At 72.3% G+C, this 16,378-nt stretch carries 18 protein-coding genes; 5 read left to right on the top strand and 13 right to left on the bottom strand.

Going from position 1 to position 16,378, the window contains the following annotated elements; translation table 11 throughout:
* Positions 1–433 precede the first annotated feature (433 nt).
* The 6 genes from AB0G11_RS33355 to zwf all read right to left on the bottom strand — a co-directional run bounded on the left by AB0G11_RS33355 (position 434) and on the right by zwf (position 6,547).
* Positions 434–742, bottom strand: coding sequence for a hypothetical protein (locus tag AB0G11_RS33355; RefSeq protein WP_357590629.1), 309 nt, complete (start codon positions 740–742; stop codon positions 434–436).
* A gap of 27 nt (positions 743–769) precedes the next feature.
* Positions 770–1,450, bottom strand: a complete 681-nt coding sequence (locus AB0G11_RS33360) for a class I SAM-dependent methyltransferase (protein ID WP_357590631.1) — start codon at positions 1,448–1,450, stop codon at positions 770–772.
* 43 nt (positions 1,451–1,493) lie between these two features.
* Positions 1,494–2,105 (bottom strand): bifunctional 4-hydroxy-2-oxoglutarate aldolase/2-dehydro-3-deoxy-phosphogluconate aldolase, encoded by a 612-nt coding sequence (gene eda / locus AB0G11_RS33365; protein WP_357590633.1) that lies wholly within the window; start codon positions 2,103–2,105, stop codon positions 1,494–1,496.
* Positions 2,106–2,169: 64 nt separating this feature from the next.
* Entirely contained in the window at positions 2,170–3,156 is a 987-nt protein-coding gene (glk, locus tag AB0G11_RS33370; protein WP_357590635.1) for a glucokinase, read from the bottom strand.
* On the bottom strand, positions 3,132–5,066 hold the full coding sequence (gene edd / locus AB0G11_RS33375; protein ID WP_219517379.1) for a phosphogluconate dehydratase: 1,935 nt from the start codon (positions 5,064–5,066) through the stop codon (positions 3,132–3,134). The genes glk and edd overlap by 25 nt, the downstream gene beginning before the upstream one ends.
* Positions 5,063–6,547, bottom strand: coding sequence for a glucose-6-phosphate dehydrogenase (gene zwf, locus AB0G11_RS33380; RefSeq protein ID WP_219517378.1), 1,485 nt, complete (start codon positions 6,545–6,547; stop codon positions 5,063–5,065). The genes edd and zwf overlap by 4 nt, the downstream gene beginning before the upstream one ends.
* Before the next feature lie 142 nt (positions 6,548–6,689).
* Between zwf and AB0G11_RS33385 the strand changes: the two genes are divergently transcribed.
* Positions 6,690–7,865 carry an ROK family transcriptional regulator gene (locus AB0G11_RS33385; RefSeq protein ID WP_357590637.1) on the top strand — a complete coding sequence of 392 codons (1,176 nt, stop codon included), beginning with the start codon at positions 6,690–6,692 and terminating at the stop codon, positions 7,863–7,865.
* Between the two features lie 9 nt (positions 7,866–7,874).
* Here AB0G11_RS33385 and AB0G11_RS33390 read toward each other — a convergent pair whose 3' ends face one another.
* The 3 genes from AB0G11_RS33390 to AB0G11_RS33400 form a co-directional block, all read right to left on the bottom strand.
* The gene (locus AB0G11_RS33390; RefSeq protein ID WP_357590639.1) at positions 7,875–9,899 is read right to left on the bottom strand and encodes an endo-1,3-alpha-glucanase family glycosylhydrolase; all 2,025 of its coding nucleotides are present in this window, start codon (positions 9,897–9,899) and stop codon (positions 7,875–7,877) included.
* A 147-nt stretch (positions 9,900–10,046) separates the two neighbouring features.
* Positions 10,047–10,586 carry a hypothetical protein gene (locus tag AB0G11_RS33395; protein ID WP_357590641.1) on the bottom strand — a complete coding sequence of 180 codons (540 nt, stop codon included), beginning with the start codon at positions 10,584–10,586 and terminating at the stop codon, positions 10,047–10,049.
* 73 nt (positions 10,587–10,659) lie between these two features.
* Complete coding sequence (locus AB0G11_RS33400; protein WP_219517305.1) at positions 10,660–11,361, bottom strand: DUF2470 domain-containing protein; 702 nt, start codon at positions 11,359–11,361, stop codon at positions 10,660–10,662.
* 77 nt (positions 11,362–11,438) lie between these two features.
* Between AB0G11_RS33400 and rpsD the strand changes: the two genes are divergently transcribed.
* Positions 11,439–12,053 carry a 30S ribosomal protein S4 gene (gene rpsD / locus AB0G11_RS33405; protein WP_219517313.1) on the top strand — a complete coding sequence of 205 codons (615 nt, stop codon included), beginning with the start codon at positions 11,439–11,441 and terminating at the stop codon, positions 12,051–12,053.
* A 23-nt stretch (positions 12,054–12,076) separates the two neighbouring features.
* Here the strand turns inward: rpsD and AB0G11_RS33410 are convergent, their stop codons facing one another.
* The gene (locus AB0G11_RS33410) at positions 12,077–12,253 is read right to left on the bottom strand and encodes a hypothetical protein (protein ID WP_357590643.1); all 177 of its coding nucleotides are present in this window, start codon (positions 12,251–12,253) and stop codon (positions 12,077–12,079) included.
* Between the two features lie 44 nt (positions 12,254–12,297).
* Between AB0G11_RS33410 and AB0G11_RS33415 the strand changes: the two genes are divergently transcribed.
* Positions 12,298–13,848 (top strand): recombinase family protein, encoded by a 1,551-nt coding sequence (locus AB0G11_RS33415; RefSeq protein WP_357590645.1) that lies wholly within the window; start codon positions 12,298–12,300, stop codon positions 13,846–13,848.
* On the opposite strand, the gene AB0G11_RS33420 is transcribed toward AB0G11_RS33415, so the two are convergent.
* From AB0G11_RS33420 to AB0G11_RS33430, 3 genes are all read right to left on the bottom strand, one after another.
* On the bottom strand, positions 13,816–14,601 hold the full coding sequence (locus AB0G11_RS33420; protein WP_357590647.1) for a hypothetical protein: 786 nt from the start codon (positions 14,599–14,601) through the stop codon (positions 13,816–13,818). The genes AB0G11_RS33415 and AB0G11_RS33420 overlap by 33 nt on opposite strands.
* Positions 14,598–15,020, bottom strand: coding sequence for a hypothetical protein (locus AB0G11_RS33425; protein ID WP_357590648.1), 423 nt, complete (start codon positions 15,018–15,020; stop codon positions 14,598–14,600). Before AB0G11_RS33425 ends, AB0G11_RS33420 begins: the two co-directional genes overlap by 4 nt.
* Positions 15,021–15,188: 168 nt before the next feature.
* On the bottom strand, positions 15,189–15,683 hold the full coding sequence (locus AB0G11_RS33430) for a helix-turn-helix transcriptional regulator (protein ID WP_357590650.1): 495 nt from the start codon (positions 15,681–15,683) through the stop codon (positions 15,189–15,191).
* A gap of 146 nt (positions 15,684–15,829) precedes the next feature.
* Between AB0G11_RS33430 and AB0G11_RS33435 the strand changes: the two genes are divergently transcribed.
* Together AB0G11_RS33435 and AB0G11_RS33440 are read left to right on the top strand one after the other, a co-directional pair.
* A complete protein-coding gene (locus tag AB0G11_RS33435) occupies positions 15,830–16,117 on the top strand; it encodes a helix-turn-helix transcriptional regulator (RefSeq protein ID WP_357590652.1) in 288 nt (95 codons plus the stop codon).
* Entirely contained in the window at positions 16,114–16,365 is a 252-nt protein-coding gene (locus tag AB0G11_RS33440; RefSeq protein ID WP_357590654.1) for a zinc finger protein, read from the top strand. The genes AB0G11_RS33435 and AB0G11_RS33440 overlap by 4 nt, the downstream gene beginning before the upstream one ends.
* Positions 16,366–16,378: the final 13 nt, after the last annotated feature.

Here is a 16,378-nt window from a genome sequence, read left to right on the forward strand (position 1 = left end):
CCCTCGCTCCGCTCGGTCGCCTTCCCTGGGCGCGGCTCCGCCGATCGTCGCCCTGTTGGCCGCCTGCCCACGGAACGGCCTTGCCGGATCGGGGAGAGGGAGAGACGGTCGGATCAGGTCGGGGAGGGAAGCCACCCGCAGTAGTGGGATCGAGCCATGGCCGGGTCGTGCGACGGCGACGTGGCCGCGTCAGTGAGGCGAGGAAGGGTCGCAGTCCGATCGGTGAGCGTAGCCAGGTCGCGTGGCACGGCACAGCGGAAGCCCCCGACGCATCGGGGGCTTCTCGCAGGCAGCGGACCTACGGCTGGGGACGCCGGATGCCGTAGTGGTCGAGCAGACGTAGACGGTCAGGTGCCTGAGTCGGGCCAGGGGCGCGAGGTCCGAGCCGGGGCGGCTTCCACCAGCGACAAGCGGCGCAGCTGGGGCAGATCCATCAGGGGAACAGGTCGGCGCGGGCCAGGGTGGCGGTGACCTCGGCGAGCACGAGCACGCGGTCGTCGTCGCCCAGCCCCGCGAACTCGTGCGCGCACACCTTGAGCACCCGGGCGGTCACCGCGTCGGCGACGTCCTCGATCTGGCGCTCGGCCTTGCGGCGGACGAGCTGGTCGGGGAAGCGCGACCGCATGAGCTCGACCAGGTCCTTGCCCCGGCTCTCGGCGCCGGCCCGGGAGGTGAGCCAGGTGTGCAGAGCGCGGGTGCCGACCGCCTTGCCCAGCCCGAGGGCGGCTGTTTCCAGGGCCACCCGGACATTATGACCCGCCCGGCCCTCTCACACGCTGTCTTCGTCGTCGCCCCGGATGTCGGCGACGAGGGCGTAGCGCTCGTCGCTCACCGGTCCGCCCCACAGGTCGGGGTCACCGCTGAGCGGCACCACGTGCACGTCGCCGGCCAGCGGTCGTACGGCGGCGGCCAGGTCGGCGGCGGTGACCCCGCCGTTCCAGGGGAGTGCCTCGGCGCCGCCCACGTAGCCGTCGCCGCCGCCGCCCCAGCGGCCCTCGATCAGGAGCAGCCGCCCGCCCGGCCGCAGCCGGCCGGCCCAGGCGCGCAGCGCCGCGTGCGGGTCGGGCAGCGTCCACACCAGATGGCGGCAGAGCACCAGGTCGAAGCGCTCGTCGCCGGTCGGCGGCGACGCCGCGTCGCCCACCACGAACCGGCCGGTGAGCCCGGCGGCGGCCAGCTTGGCGCGGGCCAGCTCGACCATCCGCGGCGCCACGTCCACGCCGGTCACCCGGTGCCCGGCCGCCGCCAGCAGGGCCGACAGCGAGCCGGTCCCGCAGCCCACGTCCAGCACGTCGAGCGCGCCTCCCGGCGCGGCGGGCGTCCAGGCGCGCAGCAGCCGGTCCCAGGCCGCCCGCGTGCGGCCGGCGCGCAGGCCGTGGTCGGGCTCGTCGTCGAACGCCCCGGCGGCGGCGTCCCAGTAGCCGGTGATCGCGGTTATGAGTCGGGTCATGACCGCGATCCTCCCAGCCGCCACCGACAGGAAACGGGGCCCGTTATCGCAGGGCCGCGGCCTCGGCGGCGAGCTTCTCGACGCGCGCCCAGTCACCCGAGGCGAGGGCGTCGGCCGGGGTGAGCCAGCTGCCGCCGACGCAGCCGACGTTCGGCAGCGCCAGGTAGGCGGCGGCGGTCGACGGCTGGATGCCGCCCGTCGGGCAGAACCGGACGTCCGGCAGCGGCCCGGCCAGCGACTTCAGGTACGGCACGCCGCCCGCGGCCTCGGCCGGGAAGAACTTCAGCTCCTTGAGGCCGCGCTCGGCCAGCGCCATCGCCTCGGTGGCGGTGGCCGCACCCGGCAGGTACGGCAGGCCGCTGGCGTCCAGGGCCTCCACCAGGGTGAGCGTCGTGCCGGGCGAGACCAGGAACTTCGCCCCGGCCTCCAGCGACGCCGCGATGTCGTCGGACGTGCGGATCGTGCCGGCGCCGACGCGGGCCTCGGGCACCTCGGCGGCGATCCGGGCGATGGCCTCCAGCGCGGGAGCCGTACGCAGCGTCACCTCGATGACCGGCAGGCCGCCGGCGACGAGCGCCCGGGCCATCGGCACGGCCGTGTCCGCGTCGTCGATCACCACGACGGGGATCACGGGGGCGAGATCGAGCAGGCTCATTGGATTGGTTTCCCCTCCCCGGGGCGGCGGCCCCGGGCTCACGGCCCGCACGCGGGCCTGTCGTTCACGCGGCCAGGTCGACGGCGGCGCGCTGGGCGAGCCAGGCGGCCGCGCCGGTCAGCGCCGGTTGCGGCGCGACGATGAGCGTGGTCGCGATGGCTTCCAGATATGCGGACATGTCAGGATTCGTCGTGAACCGGGTGCGGAAGCTGCTGGCGCACACCCGTTCCACGATACGGGGCAGCACTCCGCCGCCCAGGTAGACCCCGCCCCGGGCGCCGAGCGTCAGCGCCGTGTTGGCGGCGAAGCTGCCCAGCATCCCGCAGAACACCTCGACCGTCTCCGCGCACAGCGGGTCGTCGAGCCGCGCCACGATCCCGGACGCCGTCGCCTCCACGGCGGGCACCCCGTTCACCCGGGCCAGCGCCCGGTGCAGCCGGACCAGGCCGGGCCCCGACAGCACGTGCTCGGCGACCACCTGCTCCAGCCCCTCGGCGCGCAGCACGCGGACGATCTCCAGCTCCCGCTCGCCGGACACCGGCACCGTCACGTGCCCGCCCTCGCCCGGCAGCGGGATCCACCCGTCGCCCGACGGCACGAGGGCGCCGACGCCCAGGCCCGTCCCCGGGCCGAGCACCGCCTTGACCCCGTGCGCGGGCTCCGGCCCGCCGAGCGGCACCAGGTCGGCGCCGCCCAGGCGGGGCAGCGACACGGCCAGCGCCTCGAAGTCGTTGAGCAGCGCCGCGAACGGCACCCCCAGATCGCGTACGGAACCGGCCCACGGCGAGTTCGTCAGCCGGTAGCGGTCCCCGTCGATCGGGCCCGCCACGGCCAGGCACGCCGCCCCCGGCCGCAGGCCCTCGCCGTGCTCGGCGAGATAGGCGTCCACGGCCTCGGGCAGCGTGGCGTACGCGGACCCGGGCAGCACAGCGACCCGCGACGGCGGCGCGCCCACCTCGGTCACCAGGCCGAACCTGGCGTTGGTCCCGCCGATGTCGGCGACCAGCCAGGGCAGGTCGAACGCCTTCACCGGCCGGCCGCCGCGGGCCACGTCGCCACGCCGGACTCCAGGTGCGAGTTGCCGGACCCGGCCGGGAAGCCCAGGCCGGGGCCGTGGTCGGGGGACTCGGCGCCGCTGACGCCGAAGATCCCCGCGCCTTGCTCGGCGTGCCCGGCCATGCGCCGGAACGCGGCGAACAGCTCGCGGCCGGTGCCGACCCACTGCGCGTCGCTCAGCGGGCGGCCGCCGGGCGTCCGCCGCGCCAGCTCCTCGGCCGGGACCTGCAGCTCCAGCGTGCCCGCCGCCGAGTCGAGCCGGATGACGTCGCCGTCGCGCACCAGCGCGATCGGCCCGCCGTCCGCCGCCTCCGGCGACAGGTGGATCGCCGCCGGCACCTTGCCGGACGCGCCCGACATGCGGCCGTCGGTGACGATCGCCACCCGCTGCCCCCGGTCCAGCAGCACCGCCATCGGCGGTGTCAGCTTGTGCAGCTCCGGCATGCCGTTGGCGCTCGGCCCCTGGTAGCGGATGACGGCGACGAAGTCCTGCCCGTCCAGCTCGCCCGCCTCGAAGGCGCGCAGCAGGTCGAGCTGGTCGTCGAAGACCTTGGCGGGCGCCTCGATCACCAGGTGCTCGGGCTTGACCGCCGACACCTTGCTCACGGCCCTGCCCAGGTTGCCGCAGACCATGTGGATGCCGCCGTCGGAGGAGAACGGCGCCGACACCGGCCGCAGCACGTCCAGGTCGGTGCTCTCGGTCAGCTCCGACCAGACCAGCTCGCCGTCCTCCAGCGCGGGCGCCGAGCGGTAGCGGTCCAGGCCGGGCCCGGCCACGGTCAGCACGTCGGCGTGCAGCAGCCCCGCGTCCAGCAGCTCGCCGATGAGCACCTGCATGCCGCCCGCGTCGCGGAAGTGGTTCACGTCCGCCTGGCCGTTGGGGTAGACCTTGGTCAGCGACGGCACCACCTTCGACAGGTCGGCCAGGTCGTCCCAGGTCAGCACGATGCCCGCGGCGGCGGCCATGGCCACCAGGTGCATGGTGTGGTTGGTGGAGCCGCCGGTGGCCAGCAGCGCGACGCAGGCGTTCACCACGGCCTTCTCGTCGACGAGCTCGCCGATCGGCGTGTACTCCGAGCCGTGCGCGGTGATCTCCACGGCGCGGCGGCCCGCCGCCTCCGTCAGCGCGTGGCGCAGCTCGGTGTGCGGGTTGACGAACGTCGAGCCGGGCAGGTGCAGGCCCATGACCTCCATCAGCGCCTGGTTGGAGTTCGCGGTGCCGTAGAAGGTGCAGGTGCCGGGGGAGTGGTAGGACTTCGACTCCGACTCCAGCAGCTCCACCCGGCCCACCTTGCCCTCGGCGAACAGCTGGCGGGTGCGCGCCTTGGCCTTGTTCGGCAGCCCGGAGGTCATCGGCCCGGCCGGCACGAAGATCGCCGGCAGGTGGCCGAAGTGCAGCGCGCCGATGAACAGGCCCGGCACGATCTTGTCGCAGACGCCCAGCAGCAGCGTCGAGTCGAACATGTCGTGCGACAGCGCGATCGCCGTCGACATGGCGATCACGTCACGGCTGTAGAGCGACAGCTCCATGCCGGCACGGCCCTGCGTGATGCCGTCGCACATGGCCGGCACGCCGCCCGCCACCTGCGCCACGCCGCCCGCCCGGCGCACCGCCGCCTTCAGCTCCTGCGGGTACGTCTCGTACGGCTGATGAGCCGACAGCATGTCGTTGTAGCTCGTCACGATCGCGACGCCGGGCTTGGCCGAGCCCATCAGGGCGGGCTTGTCCTCGGCGGGCGCGGCGGCGAAGCCGTGCGCCAGGTTCGCGCACCCCAGGTGGGCGCGGGCCGGGCCCTTGGCGCGGGCGGCCTCGCCGTCGCGGCGGATGCGCTCGAGGTACGTGGCGCGGCTGCGGGCGCTCCGCGCCGCTATCCGGTCGGTGATCTCCTGGATGACGGTGTTCACGCTTCCTCCTCGTGCCAGGCGCGACCGCTGCGGCCGAGCAGTTCGTGGGCGCCCGCGGGTCCGGTGGACCCGGCGGGGTAGGGCTCGGGCAGGGCGGCGGACGCCTCCCACGCCTGCAGGATCGGGTCGATGAAGCGCCAGGCGGCCTCCACCTCGTCCCGGCGCATGAACAGCGTCGGGTTACCGGCCAGCACGTCGGTGAGCAGCCGCTCGTACGCCTCGGGCACGCGCGCGGTGAACGTCTTGCCGAAGCTGAGGCTGAGCGGCACCGGCTTCAGCATGACCTCGCCCGCGCCGGGCTCCTTGGCCATGATGTGCAGCTCGATGCCCTCTTCCGGCTGCAGCCGCAGCACCAGCCGGTTCGGCGTGCCGCCGGGGAAGATGGAGTGCGGCACGTCCTTGAACTGCACCACGATCTCCGAGCGCCGCTGCGGCATCCGCTTGCCGGTGCGCAGGTAGAACGGCACCCCGGCCCAGCGCCAGTTCTTCACCTCGGCGCGGATCGCGGTGAACGTCTCGACCCGGGCCGACGCCTCGGTGGGCGGGGTGGAGCCGGGCTCGTCCAGGTAGCCGGGCATGCCGGCGGCCTCGGTGTACTGGCCGCGCACGGTGAAGCGGTCGACCTCGGTGCCCGCGATCGGGCGCAGCGACTGCAGCACCTTGACCTTCTCGTCGCGGATCGCCTCGCGGTCGTTGCGGGCGGGCGGCTCCATCGCGGTCAGCGTCAGGAGCTGCAGCAGGTGGTTCTGCACCATGTCACGCAGCGCGCCGGCCTGGTCGTAGTAGCCGCGCCGGCCCGGCGTGCCGACGGTCTCGGCGGCCGTGATCTGGACGTGGTCGATCCACAGCGAGTTCCAGATCGGCTCCAGGAAGGCGTTGGCGAAGCGGAGCACGAGCAGGTTCTGCACGGTCTCCTTGCCCAGGTAGTGGTCGATGCGGTAAATCTGCCGCTCGTCGAAGATCGCGCCGACCTCGTCGTTGATCCGCTGCGCGCTCGGCAGGTCGCGGCCCAGCGGCTTCTCCAGCACCACCCGCGACTGCGGCGTGACCAGGCCCTCGCGCTCCAGCTCCCGGCAGAAGGGGCCGAACGTCATCGGCGGGCTGGCCAGGTAGAACACCCGGTCACGGCCCTCGAACCCGGCCAGCATGGCGCCCAGCGCGGCCCAGCCGGACCGGTCGTCACCGCCCACGTCGACCGTCAGGTGGTGCAACCGGCCGAGAAAGCGCTGCCACCCGGCGTCGTCGTCGGCCGGCACCTGGTCACGTACCTCGGCGTCCACCTTGCCGCGGAAGTCGGCGTCGGTCAGCCCGCCCCGGGACAGGGCGATGATGCGGGTCTCGGGGGAGAGCCGGCCGTCCCGGTCGCTGTGGTAGAGCGCGGGCAGCAGCTTGCGCATGGACAGGTCGCCGGTGCCGCCGAACACGACGAGATCGGCCGTGTGGGAGGCAGAAGAGGCCGGGGAGGACGCAAGGGGGGACACGAGGAGAACTCCGATGATCTACCAAGCAATGGACAGAACGGACACTAGCCAGAGTTTGGGTCGTGCACAACCGTAGTTTTGGTATTCGAGATGAAAAAGTCGTGACTTTTCATGACACAAGGCTCTGTGGTTCACTTGGCCGATGGCACGACGTACCGCCGCTAGCCTCGCCACGAGTGGCGAGGTGCTGCGCCTCATCCGCACCGGTGAGGCCGTCACCCGGGCCGACCTCGGCCGGGTGACCGGCCTGTCCCGGCCCGCGGTGCAGCTCCGCGTCGGCGAGCTGCTCGAACGCGGCCTGGTCGTCGAGCGCACCGACGCCCCCTCCACCGGCGGGCGGCCGCCCGTGCGGCTGGAGTTCAACGCCTCCGGCGGCGTCGTGCTGGCCGCCGCGCTCGGCGCGAGCCGCACCCGCGTCGCCGTCTGCGACCTGGCCGGCCGCGAGCTGGCCGGACAGGACTTCGCCATCGACGTCGAGCAGGGCCCCGACGTGGTGCTGCCGCTGGTCATGGACACCTGGGACGACCTGCTCGGCGACCGGCCGCGCGAGTGCGTCCGGGGCGTCGGCATGGGCATGCCCGCCACGGTCGAGTTCGCCCAGGGCCGCACCGAGAGCGCGCGGGTCATGGCGTCGTGGACAGGCGTGGTCATCCCGCCCCTGGTACGGGCCCGCTTCCCGGTCCCGGTGCTGGTCGACAACGACGTGAACGTGCTGGCCATCGGCGAGCACCGGGGCGTCTACCCCGAGCTCGGCGACCTCATGTTCGTCAAGATCTCCACCCGCATCGGCGCCGGCGTCATCGCGGGCGGCGGCATCCTGCGCGGCGCGCTCGGCGCCGCCGGCGAGATCGGCCACATCCCGGTCCGCGACGGCGGCGGCGTGCTGTGCCGGTGCGGCAACATCGACTGCGTCGACTCGGTGGCCAGCGGCACCGCGCTGCTGCGCGAGCTGCGCGCGGCCGGGAAGGACGTCAAGGCCATCGCCGACGTCACGGCCCTGGTCCGGGCCGGGGACGCCGAGACGATGGCCATCGTGCGCGAGGCCGGGCGGCGCATCGGCGAGGTGCTCGCGGGGGCGGTCAACATCCTCAACCCGTCGGTCGTGGTGCTCGGCGGCGACATGGCCGAGGCGTTCGGGCCGCTCGTGTCGAGCATCCGCGAGGTCGTCTACCGCCGCTCCACCGCGCTGGCCACCCGGCGGCTGCGCATCGAGCCCAGCCGCCTCGGCGCGAGCGCCGGCATCAGCGGCTGCGCGGTGATGGTCCTCGACCACGTCCTGTCGCCGGAAGCGGTCGACGAGAGCCTCGCGGTCCGCTGACCGGGCGTCTCACAGGGGCCGCTCGCAGGACAGGCCGCCACCCGCGTGGTTGATCAGGTCCTGGTAGACCACGCTCTCCTTGATCGGCGTGTGGCTCTTGACCGTCTGCACCAGCCTGCCGCCCCGCTTCAGCTCGAACACCGGCGTCGTGCCCGGCTTCAGCGGCGCCTTGAACGACACCATGCCGGCCGAGGTCACCTCCTTGGTCCGCACGTCCGAGCCCTGCCTGATGCTGACGACGCCGGGCTCCTTGAGGAAGGCGACCAGCTCCACCTCGTTCCTGGGCGCGTCGCCGTACGGGACCGTGATCGGGCCGATCGTCTGCTTCGTCTTGTCGAACGGCGCGTCGGTGTGGTGGCTGCGGTGGAAGTAGTACAGCGCGTCACGCTTCACCGCCGGCCACTTGCCGGTCTTGAACCAGGTCGTGTAGTACGCGATCAGGTCCATCGGCGCGTAGCCGCGCTCGACCGACGGCGCCACCCAGGACTCGGCGTAGTCGTTCCAGGTCATGAGCGAGATCATGGCCGCGCCGCCCTCGTCGGCCTTGACGAACGACTGCCGGAGCGTGCCGCTGTTGGACGGCTCCCAGTAGCGCTTGTCGCGCGGGCGCACGTCCTCCAGCGAGGCGGGGGCCATGTAGAACCTGCCGCGCTCGGCCGCTTCGAGGCCCGCCCGCTTGTAGCCCTCGGTCGAGCTCTGCCAGCGCACGCCCCAGGAGGAGTAGCCGGCGACGTGGTCGTTCCACTCGGTCTTGCCGGTGCCCTGCCAGTCCAGGAAGATCGGCACCAGGACGGTCTTCATGCCCTTGCCGGCCAGTTTCGCGCGCAGCTCGTCCCACCAGGCCGGGGGCTGACGCTCGGGGTAGAACGGGGCGAGCGGGATCGTGCCGTCGGGCAGGTGATAGAGCGACGGGTGCCCCTTGGCCATCAGGATGTCGGCGATGACCTTGTCGTGCGGGGCGTCCTTGGCCGTGGGGAAGTCCGGGCTCAGCATGATCCGGAAGCCGGGGTCCACGTTCCTGGCCGCGGCCAGCAGCTTGGGGAACTGGTTGAAGCGCTGGTCGGAAGCCGAGGTGTGGTGCTCGTAGACGAAGCCGTCCAGCCCGGCCGCGATGGCCTGACGCACCTCCACCTCGAAGTCGGCCGTGCGCCAGTCGCCGCCGCGCACGGGGCGGGTCAGCGGCCGGTCGCGCGAGTGGCCGCCCTGCGCGGCGTACATGCCGTTGGAGCCGAGCGGGTTCAGCCAGGAGGCGTACTGGTCCTTCGACGGGTCCTTGTCGTCGATCGACAGCGGGTAGGGCGGGAAGTAGAAGGCGAAGACCTTCCGGTCGTACGAGCGCAGCGCCGAGGCCGCCGGCTTGTCGAACGGCAGGCACACGCCGTCCGGCGACGTGGGCGGCGTGGTGGGCGCCGGGCTGCCCGTGGGGCTGCTCGTCGGTGAGGGGGACGGTGTGGCCGCCGCCGGGATGTAGGTGATCTTGAGCGTCGGGCCCTTGCCCGTGGTCCTGGACGAGTACAGGACCGCCACCGGCCCCTCGGAGGCCGTCAGCCCGAAGGAGTAGGCGCCGTTGCCGGTGAACGCCTTCGAGACGTCCAGCGTGGCGACCTGACCGGCGGTGAAGCCCGTACGCGTGGCCAGGGCCGGGCCGAACGTGGGCCGGGTGTCCCAGGTGGTGCGGGTCTCGGCCCAGTCGCCGGTGACCCGGTGCGCCGAGACCGTGGTGTTGGTCGTCCGGGTGGCGCGCACCTGGAGGGTCATGGTGACATTCCTGGCGTTCTCCGGAATGCCGGACACCTTGAACGCGGTGAGCGCCCGGCGTTCGCCGTCCGTCTTGCCGTTGCACGTCTTCACGCACACGGACATCCATTCGGCGTCGCCGTAAACGGTGGCGGGCGCGGCCTGGCTGATGAACACGTCGCCGGTCGCGGGCGCCGTGATGTTCACCGGCGCGACCGACGCTGTGGCCACGCCGGTCGTGGCGGCGCAGGCGACCGCCACGAAGGCGGCGAGCGCCGCCCGTCGATGGGATGGCAAGGGCTCTCCTCGGAGGGGGTGGAAGATCGCGATCACCCTCCCACGCCGCAGAGGGCACAAGTGGCGCTTTACCGGTATTTCTGGCTGACCGAAATAACGAATTTTGACCGTAATGGTCAATGGACCGTGCCCGTCCGGGGCGGGTCGCTAGCGGTGACCGCGCAACCGCATGTCGCCGCGGTCCTGGGGCGGCTGCGGGGGAGCGGGCGTGCGGGTGCGGCGGCCGGGCCGCGGGGTCGTGACGCCGGTCGGCGGCTGGGCCGCCGGGAAGCCGGAGCGGTCGGCCTCGGTGACCGGGCCGGAGCGGTCCGGCGCCGGGGCCACGGCCGTGGGGCGGACGGACGGCCGCCGGGTCGGCTCGCCGGAGCGGCGCACCCGCGCCGGGACCCGCTCGGTGGGGCCGGCGTCGGGCGAGGCGGGCGTGGCCGCCACGCGGGCGTGGGGCGGCGTGCTGCCGGCCGGGGCGCGCCGCGTCGGCTGCGCCGCCGGGACCCGCGTGGGCACCGACACGAGCATCCCGCTCCGGTGCGCCGGGACGTCGCCGCCGAGGTCGGGCATGCCCGCCTGGGTGAGCGAGGCGCCGGTCAGCCCGCCGCCCGCCAGGACGCCCGCGAGCGCGACCATGACCGTCCCGGTCAGCGCCGCGGCGATCTGCAGGGCTCGCCCGCGCCGTTCCGTCTGTCCCACAGGGGCAGATGATAGTCACGCCTGGGGGCCGGCAGTGCCCGTACGTGACAATCGTGATCAAGTACGCACTCGATCAGCAGGCGCACAGCAGCCCGTTCAGCGCCGTCTCCAGGGCGCGGACGCCGGACGCCGGGGCGGGCCAGGGGAAGCGGATGAGCGCCCCGTCGGCCCGTACGGTGGCGCCGAAGGCGTCGAGCTCCCACAGCCACACGTCGGCGGCCGGCTCGCCGAGCTGCCGTGACACGCCGCTGGCGAGCTGCGGCCGGTGGCAGGCGTTGACGTGCGCGAGCACCCGCTCGGCCGTCTCCGCCAGCGGGTCGGGCCGGGCGTCCAGGTACTCGTCGGCGTCGAGCACGCCCGACTCCTGGCCCGTCAGGTAGACGACCTGGCCCACGTCCAGCCGCAGCAGCCGGGGCGCGCCGGGCCTGCCGTACTGCTCAAGGGCGTCGAACAGGGCCTCGTCCGGGTCGGCGGCCGCCACCGCGACCGCCGCCGCGCGGGCCTCGCGCTCGGGCACGGGCTGCGCCCATCCCTGCACCTCCAGCAGGCCGCGCGGGTGCTCGACGTCGCCCAGGCGGCGCATCGAGGTCAGGTTCACGGCCACCACGGCGTCGTCGCGCAGCCCGTGCAGCGCCTCGCCGGGGCGGACCAGGAGCACCGGGCGGCCACGCTCGTCCACGCCGCCGCGGGCGGGGGAGGGGGCGCCGTCGACGGACAGCCGGGCGACGCTGGCGGTCGCGGCGAGGGTGCGGATCCGCTCCGGGATCGGGAGCATGACGCCTCCTTGAGATCACACTGAATAGTAGGTTAGGCTCACCTAAGTAAGGACTACCTAACCACATTGAGGTGAACGTGCGCTACACCGGTCCCAAGGTGCGACTGTCACGTCGTGCGGGCGTGCCGCTGACCAGGAAAGCCGTCCGCTACTTCGAGCAGCGCCCCTACCCGCCGGGCGAGCACGGCCGCAAGACCAACCGCCGCAGCAGCGGCGACTACGGGCTGCGGCTGATGGAGAAGCAGAAGCTGCGCTGGTACTACGACGTGTCGGAGCGGCAGCTGCGCCGCTACTGGGATCTGGCCGTCCGCAAGCCGGGCGCCTCGGGCGCCGAGCTGGTCACGATCCTGGAGACCAGGCTGGCCTCGCTCGTGCTGCGGTCCGGGCTCGCGCCGTCGATCTACGCCGCCCGCCAGTACATCGCGCACGGCCACATCGCCGTCGACGGCCGCAAGGTCGACATCCCCAGCTACCTGGTCAAGCCGGGCCAGGTCGTCTCGGTGCGCGAGCGCTCGCGCCGGATGCAGCCGTTCGTCGCCGCCGCCGAGGGCGTGCACGCCGACGAGCGGACCGCCGCCTACCTGTCGGCGGACCTGGCGAACCTCACGTTCACGCTGGTCTCCCGCCCCGAACGTGAGCAGATCGCCGTCCCGGTCGACGAGCAGCTCGTCGTCGAGTTCTACTCCCGCTGACGCGCCTGCCGCGCCGGGCCGGTCTAGCCGCGGTCCGGCGTGAGCCGGCCGCGCAGCTCGGCCACCTCCTGGCGCAGCGCCGTCAGCTCGTCCAGGATGCGCTGCGTGGAGGCCGCCGAGACGTCCTCCAGCTCGGCCAGCTCGGCGGCCGACTCCTCGTCCATGGCGCTCACCACGACCGCCATGAACAGGTTGAGCACGAACAACCTTCGCTATACACATGAAAGTAGATTACGATCCGGCTATGAGCAAGGCGCTTGAGGCTGCGATCTACGACCGAGTCAGCGACGACCGCACGCGGGAGCGCCGATCCGTCGGCCAGCAGAACACCGCCAACCGGGCGGCCTGCTCCGCCAACGGCTGGGTCGTGGCCGGAGTCTACGAGGACAACGACCTCAGCGCGTCGCGATTCGCGCGAGGAGACCGCCCCGACTGGGAACGCCTCCTCGCCGACCTGGAGCCCCGCCGCATCGACGTCCTGGTCATGTGGGAGCCCAGCCGCGGCAATCGCGAGCTGGAGATGTGGGCCCGGCTGCTCAACGCCTGCCGCCGCCGCGGCACCCTGATCCACATCACCAGCCACGACCACACCTACGACGTCCGTAAACCACGCGACTGGAAGGCGCTCGCAGATGAGGGGGTGGCGGCCGCCTACGCGTCGGAGGAGACGAGCCTGCGCGTGCTCCGGGACAAGGCGGCGATGGCCATCGAGGGCAAGCCTCACGGCCGCGTCCTGTACGGCTATCGCCGCGAGTACGACGTGCGCACCGGTCAGCTCGTGCGCCAGGTGCTCGACGTCCGCCGCCAGTTCGCCATCCGCTCAGCGTGCCTGGTGCGCAGCACGCCGCCGATGCCGGTCGAGGTGTACACCCGGGCAGGCCTGGTCGACAGCCTTGCCACGCGGGCGCTGAAGAGCGTCGCACCGCACGCCCTGGCCGCCGAGCTCAACCAGCGTGGCATCCCCACGCCGCGCCGCTCGCTAACTGGATGGTCGCACTCGCAGGTGCGTGACCTTCTTCTGAACCCCGGCTACGCGGCGCTACGCGTGCACCAGGGCGCGATCGTGGGACCGGCGGACTGGGACCCGATCATCAGGCCCGAGCAGCACTACTCCCTCGTAGCACTGCTGACCGCGCCGGAACGGCGCACGAGCCGGGACGTAGCCATCAAACATCTACTGTCCGGGATCGCGCTCTGCGGCGTGTGCGGCTCCGACCTGCGCGTGCAGCCCTCCCGGGGCCGGCTGACCTACATCTGCCGGCCCCGGCAGGCCGGAGCGAGCGGTATGGGCCATGTCGGACGGGGCAAGGACCGCCTGGAGGAATTCGTTGTCGAGGTCGTCCTGAGCCGACTGGCGAGCGACGAGATGCAGAAGAGTCTCGCGCAGGCTGGTGACGACGATCCTGAGCTGTCCGGTGTGCTCGCAGAGATCGCGACTCTCCGGGACCGGCTCCTGGTGATCTACTCCCAGGGCGCGTCCGGGGATCTGTCGCCGATGGCGGTGGCGCACATGGAGAAGGAGATCCAGCCGCGCATCGACCGGCTGGAAGCACGGGCCCGCTCGATGCGGTCCGCGCCGCTGGTGCACGCCGTCGCCGACCCCGACTTCCAGGTCGTCGTGGATCGCTGGATGGCGCTGACGATGCCCCAGCAGCGCGAACTGCTGCGCGCCATGTGCGAGCGGATCGAGGTACTCCCGGTCGGCCCAGGCCGTAAGAACTACGCCGACTGGGAGTACACCCGCATCATCTGGCGCGGCCAGTCAGCCGAGCAGACAGGCGTCGATGCCGAGTAGCGGGTCGAGCCCAACGTCGACGTGTACGAGGCCGTCGCACACCGGCCCTGCGGCCGCCTGCTCATCAACGATCTCGGGCCCCTCCGGTACTGGGCCCGGATCGTCCGGGCTGGGCGCCGAGGTGGTCTCCGGACCGGGCGGCGCGGTGTCGGCCGGACCGGGCGGTGGTGTGGCGGGGCCGTTGATCGCGGCGATGGTGGGTTCCCGCTCGGCGGCGCTGGCCCGGGGTGTGGGCCTGGCGGTGCGGGTGCGGGGCGCCGGCGTGTGCGGCGGCCGGGTCCGGGTCGGACGTACGGCTCGCACCGTGTCGGCGGGCCCGGGCCGCCGCGTGGAGCGCTCCCATCCCGGGGGTGCGCTGGTGGTGCTCGCCGCGGTAGGGCTCGTGGCTGGCGGCGGCGAAGGCGTGACGGTGATGACAGGCGGCGGCGGGGCGGCGATCCGCGGAGGGTCGCCCGTCAGGAGAGCGAGGCCTGCCACGGTGAGGGCGCTTCCCATCGTTGCCGCCCCCAGCGGATGGCGGGCACCCATCCGGAGCCAGTCGAGCACGGCGAGAACTAACACGATCGGCAGGAACGCCGGCTGGGTCTCCCGGAAGTAGCGGGCCAGCGCCTCCCTGCGGGCGGCGCGGCGGCGGCGCTCGTCGAGTGCCTCGTTGATGACGATGATGGCTTGCTCGTCGTCGCCGTCCTTCTGGAAGATCCACCGTTGCCCCTCGGGCAGGCGTGCGTACGTGATGCGTGGTAAGCGGATCATGCGAGCACCGCCCGGGTCCCGCGGGCCTGCCGCACGGCGGCCACGACGAGCTGCCAGGCCCGCATCTCTCCGAGCGGGTCCGGGGCGGCGGCAGGGTGGCGGTCGATCTGGATCCACGCGGGCATGCCGTCGACGTCGACCAGTAGCTCGCGGGTCGGCTCCCACTGGGTGGTGCGCAGCGCCTCCACGTACTGCGCTGGCGGCGTCTCGTCAGGGTTGAGGCCTTCGCGGCGCGCGGCGCGCCGCCGCCAGTAGACGACCTCCTCGTGAAGCTCGGCGCGCTCGATGATCGACTGGGCACCCTCAGCGCGCAGCTGGGCGATTTCGGCGCGCAGCTGGGCGATGATCTCGGCTGAGCGGGCGGCCCAGCGCGCCATGGTGGTGATCCGCCGGGTGCGGACCTGGAGGGTGTTGATCAAGCTTGAGTCCGGCCCGTCCCCATCGGGCTCGTGGTGCGCTTGGTGCATGAGACAGGGGACCTCCCCGTTGAGGTGCGATGTGCGTCCCAGGCGTCGTCACCAATAGCACGCTCAACGAAGGAAACTTTCAACTAATTGCGGCGCTTGTGGCGGATTCGTTATCTCGCGTCACCCCGTGCGACGTTCTAGCCCTTGATCGGGTTTACTGACCGTTTCTGTGGATTCGCTGACCATCTCTTCCAGCACGCCGATCGCGGCACGCCGCTCGACGGGGCTCAGCTGCATCCATAGGTCGAGAAGGTGGCGCAGTTGGGCGTCGGCCGGCTCAGGTGCCGGCTCGGGCGCGGGCTGTGCCGGCTTCTGTCCCCGCTCCTGGTAGATGATCTCGTCCAGGATCTCTGCGGCTTCGTCGCATTGGATGCCCCTGAGCCGGTCGGGTGTCACGTCGACTACGAACGCCATGCGGGCCAGGACTTTGGGTGTTGCGGTGGTGGGGATGCGCTCGCCGCTGCGCACGGCGTAGCCGTTCTCGATCTGCCTCCACCGGCTGGCGCCGATCAAGCCTCTGGTGAGCGGGGCTGCTTCTTCGGGGCTCAGGCCCTTCGCCTTGCGTGCGAGGCGGATGAGCTTTGCCTCCGGTGGTGGCTCCGGCGCTTCACTCATCACCTGTCTGACCTCTCGATAGACCAGTCAGAGAATACGAGATTTTGCAATAGAGCGCTAGTCAGGTTCGGTCCTCGTCACCTTCATGTCCGTAAAAGTCCAAGAAAAACTTGTACTCTCTCACACTCAGTCGTACTCTCGTGGATGTGAAGACGGATGAAACGCCCAAACCGTGGCGTCGGCGACCCGGCCCGCAACGGGAAGGGAGCCGACCGCCGTCGAAGAAGGTCCCCCAGGACGGTGATCGCATCTACAAACGCCGCATCGAGAAGCGCCTGAAGCAGGGCGAGCTGGCACACCTCGCGGGCATCTCGCCTCAGCACATGTCGCACATCGAGAGCGGCAAGTACGGGGCGTCGCCGGAGGTCCTTCACAAGCTCGCCACCGTCCTGGACTGCACGGTCGCCGACCTGATGCCGGAGGCGGCGGCATGAAACCTCAGCGCCAGCCCCAGCCGCCGGCCCGGCCGATGTGGACGTGCGACGAGTGCGGCACCCGCAACGAGGCGTGGCGGCGCATCTGCCGCAACTGCCAGACCGCTGCCGGCATCGACCAGTGCGACCCCGAGCGCATCGCGGCCGTCGCCGCGATCGTCGCCGCCGCGCCCCCGCTCACCGCCGAGCAGATCGTCAAGATCCGGCGGATCTTCGGCGGCACGACCTCCCGCCAGCTTGCGGCCTGACCCCGAGAGGACT

It is taken from the genome of Nonomuraea sp. NPDC023979, assembly GCF_040639085.1.
GTDB lineage: Bacteria > Actinomycetota > Actinomycetes > Streptosporangiales > Streptosporangiaceae > Nonomuraea > Nonomuraea ceibae.

Excerpts from the sequence above, each read along its gene's own strand:
- AB0G11_RS33440 (WP_357590654.1), top strand. The coding sequence starts at position 16,114 with ATGAAACCTCAGCGCCAGCCCCAGCCGCCGGCCCGGCCGATGTGGACG.
- AB0G11_RS33420 (WP_357590647.1), bottom strand. The coding sequence starts at position 14,601 with ATGATCCGCTTACCACGCATCACGTACGCACGCCTGCCCGAGGGGCAA.
- AB0G11_RS33415 (WP_357590645.1), top strand. The coding sequence starts at position 12,298 with ATGAGCAAGGCGCTTGAGGCTGCGATCTACGACCGAGTCAGCGACGAC.
- eda (WP_357590633.1), bottom strand. The coding sequence starts at position 2,105 with ATGAGCCTGCTCGATCTCGCCCCCGTGATCCCCGTCGTGGTGATCGAC.
- AB0G11_RS33385 (WP_357590637.1), top strand. The coding sequence starts at position 6,690 with ATGGCACGACGTACCGCCGCTAGCCTCGCCACGAGTGGCGAGGTGCTG.
- AB0G11_RS33400 (WP_219517305.1), bottom strand. The coding sequence starts at position 11,361 with ATGCTCCCGATCCCGGAGCGGATCCGCACCCTCGCCGCGACCGCCAGC.
- AB0G11_RS33430 (WP_357590650.1), bottom strand. The coding sequence starts at position 15,683 with ATGAGTGAAGCGCCGGAGCCACCACCGGAGGCAAAGCTCATCCGCCTC.
- AB0G11_RS33360 (WP_357590631.1), bottom strand. The coding sequence starts at position 1,450 with ATGACCCGACTCATAACCGCGATCACCGGCTACTGGGACGCCGCCGCC.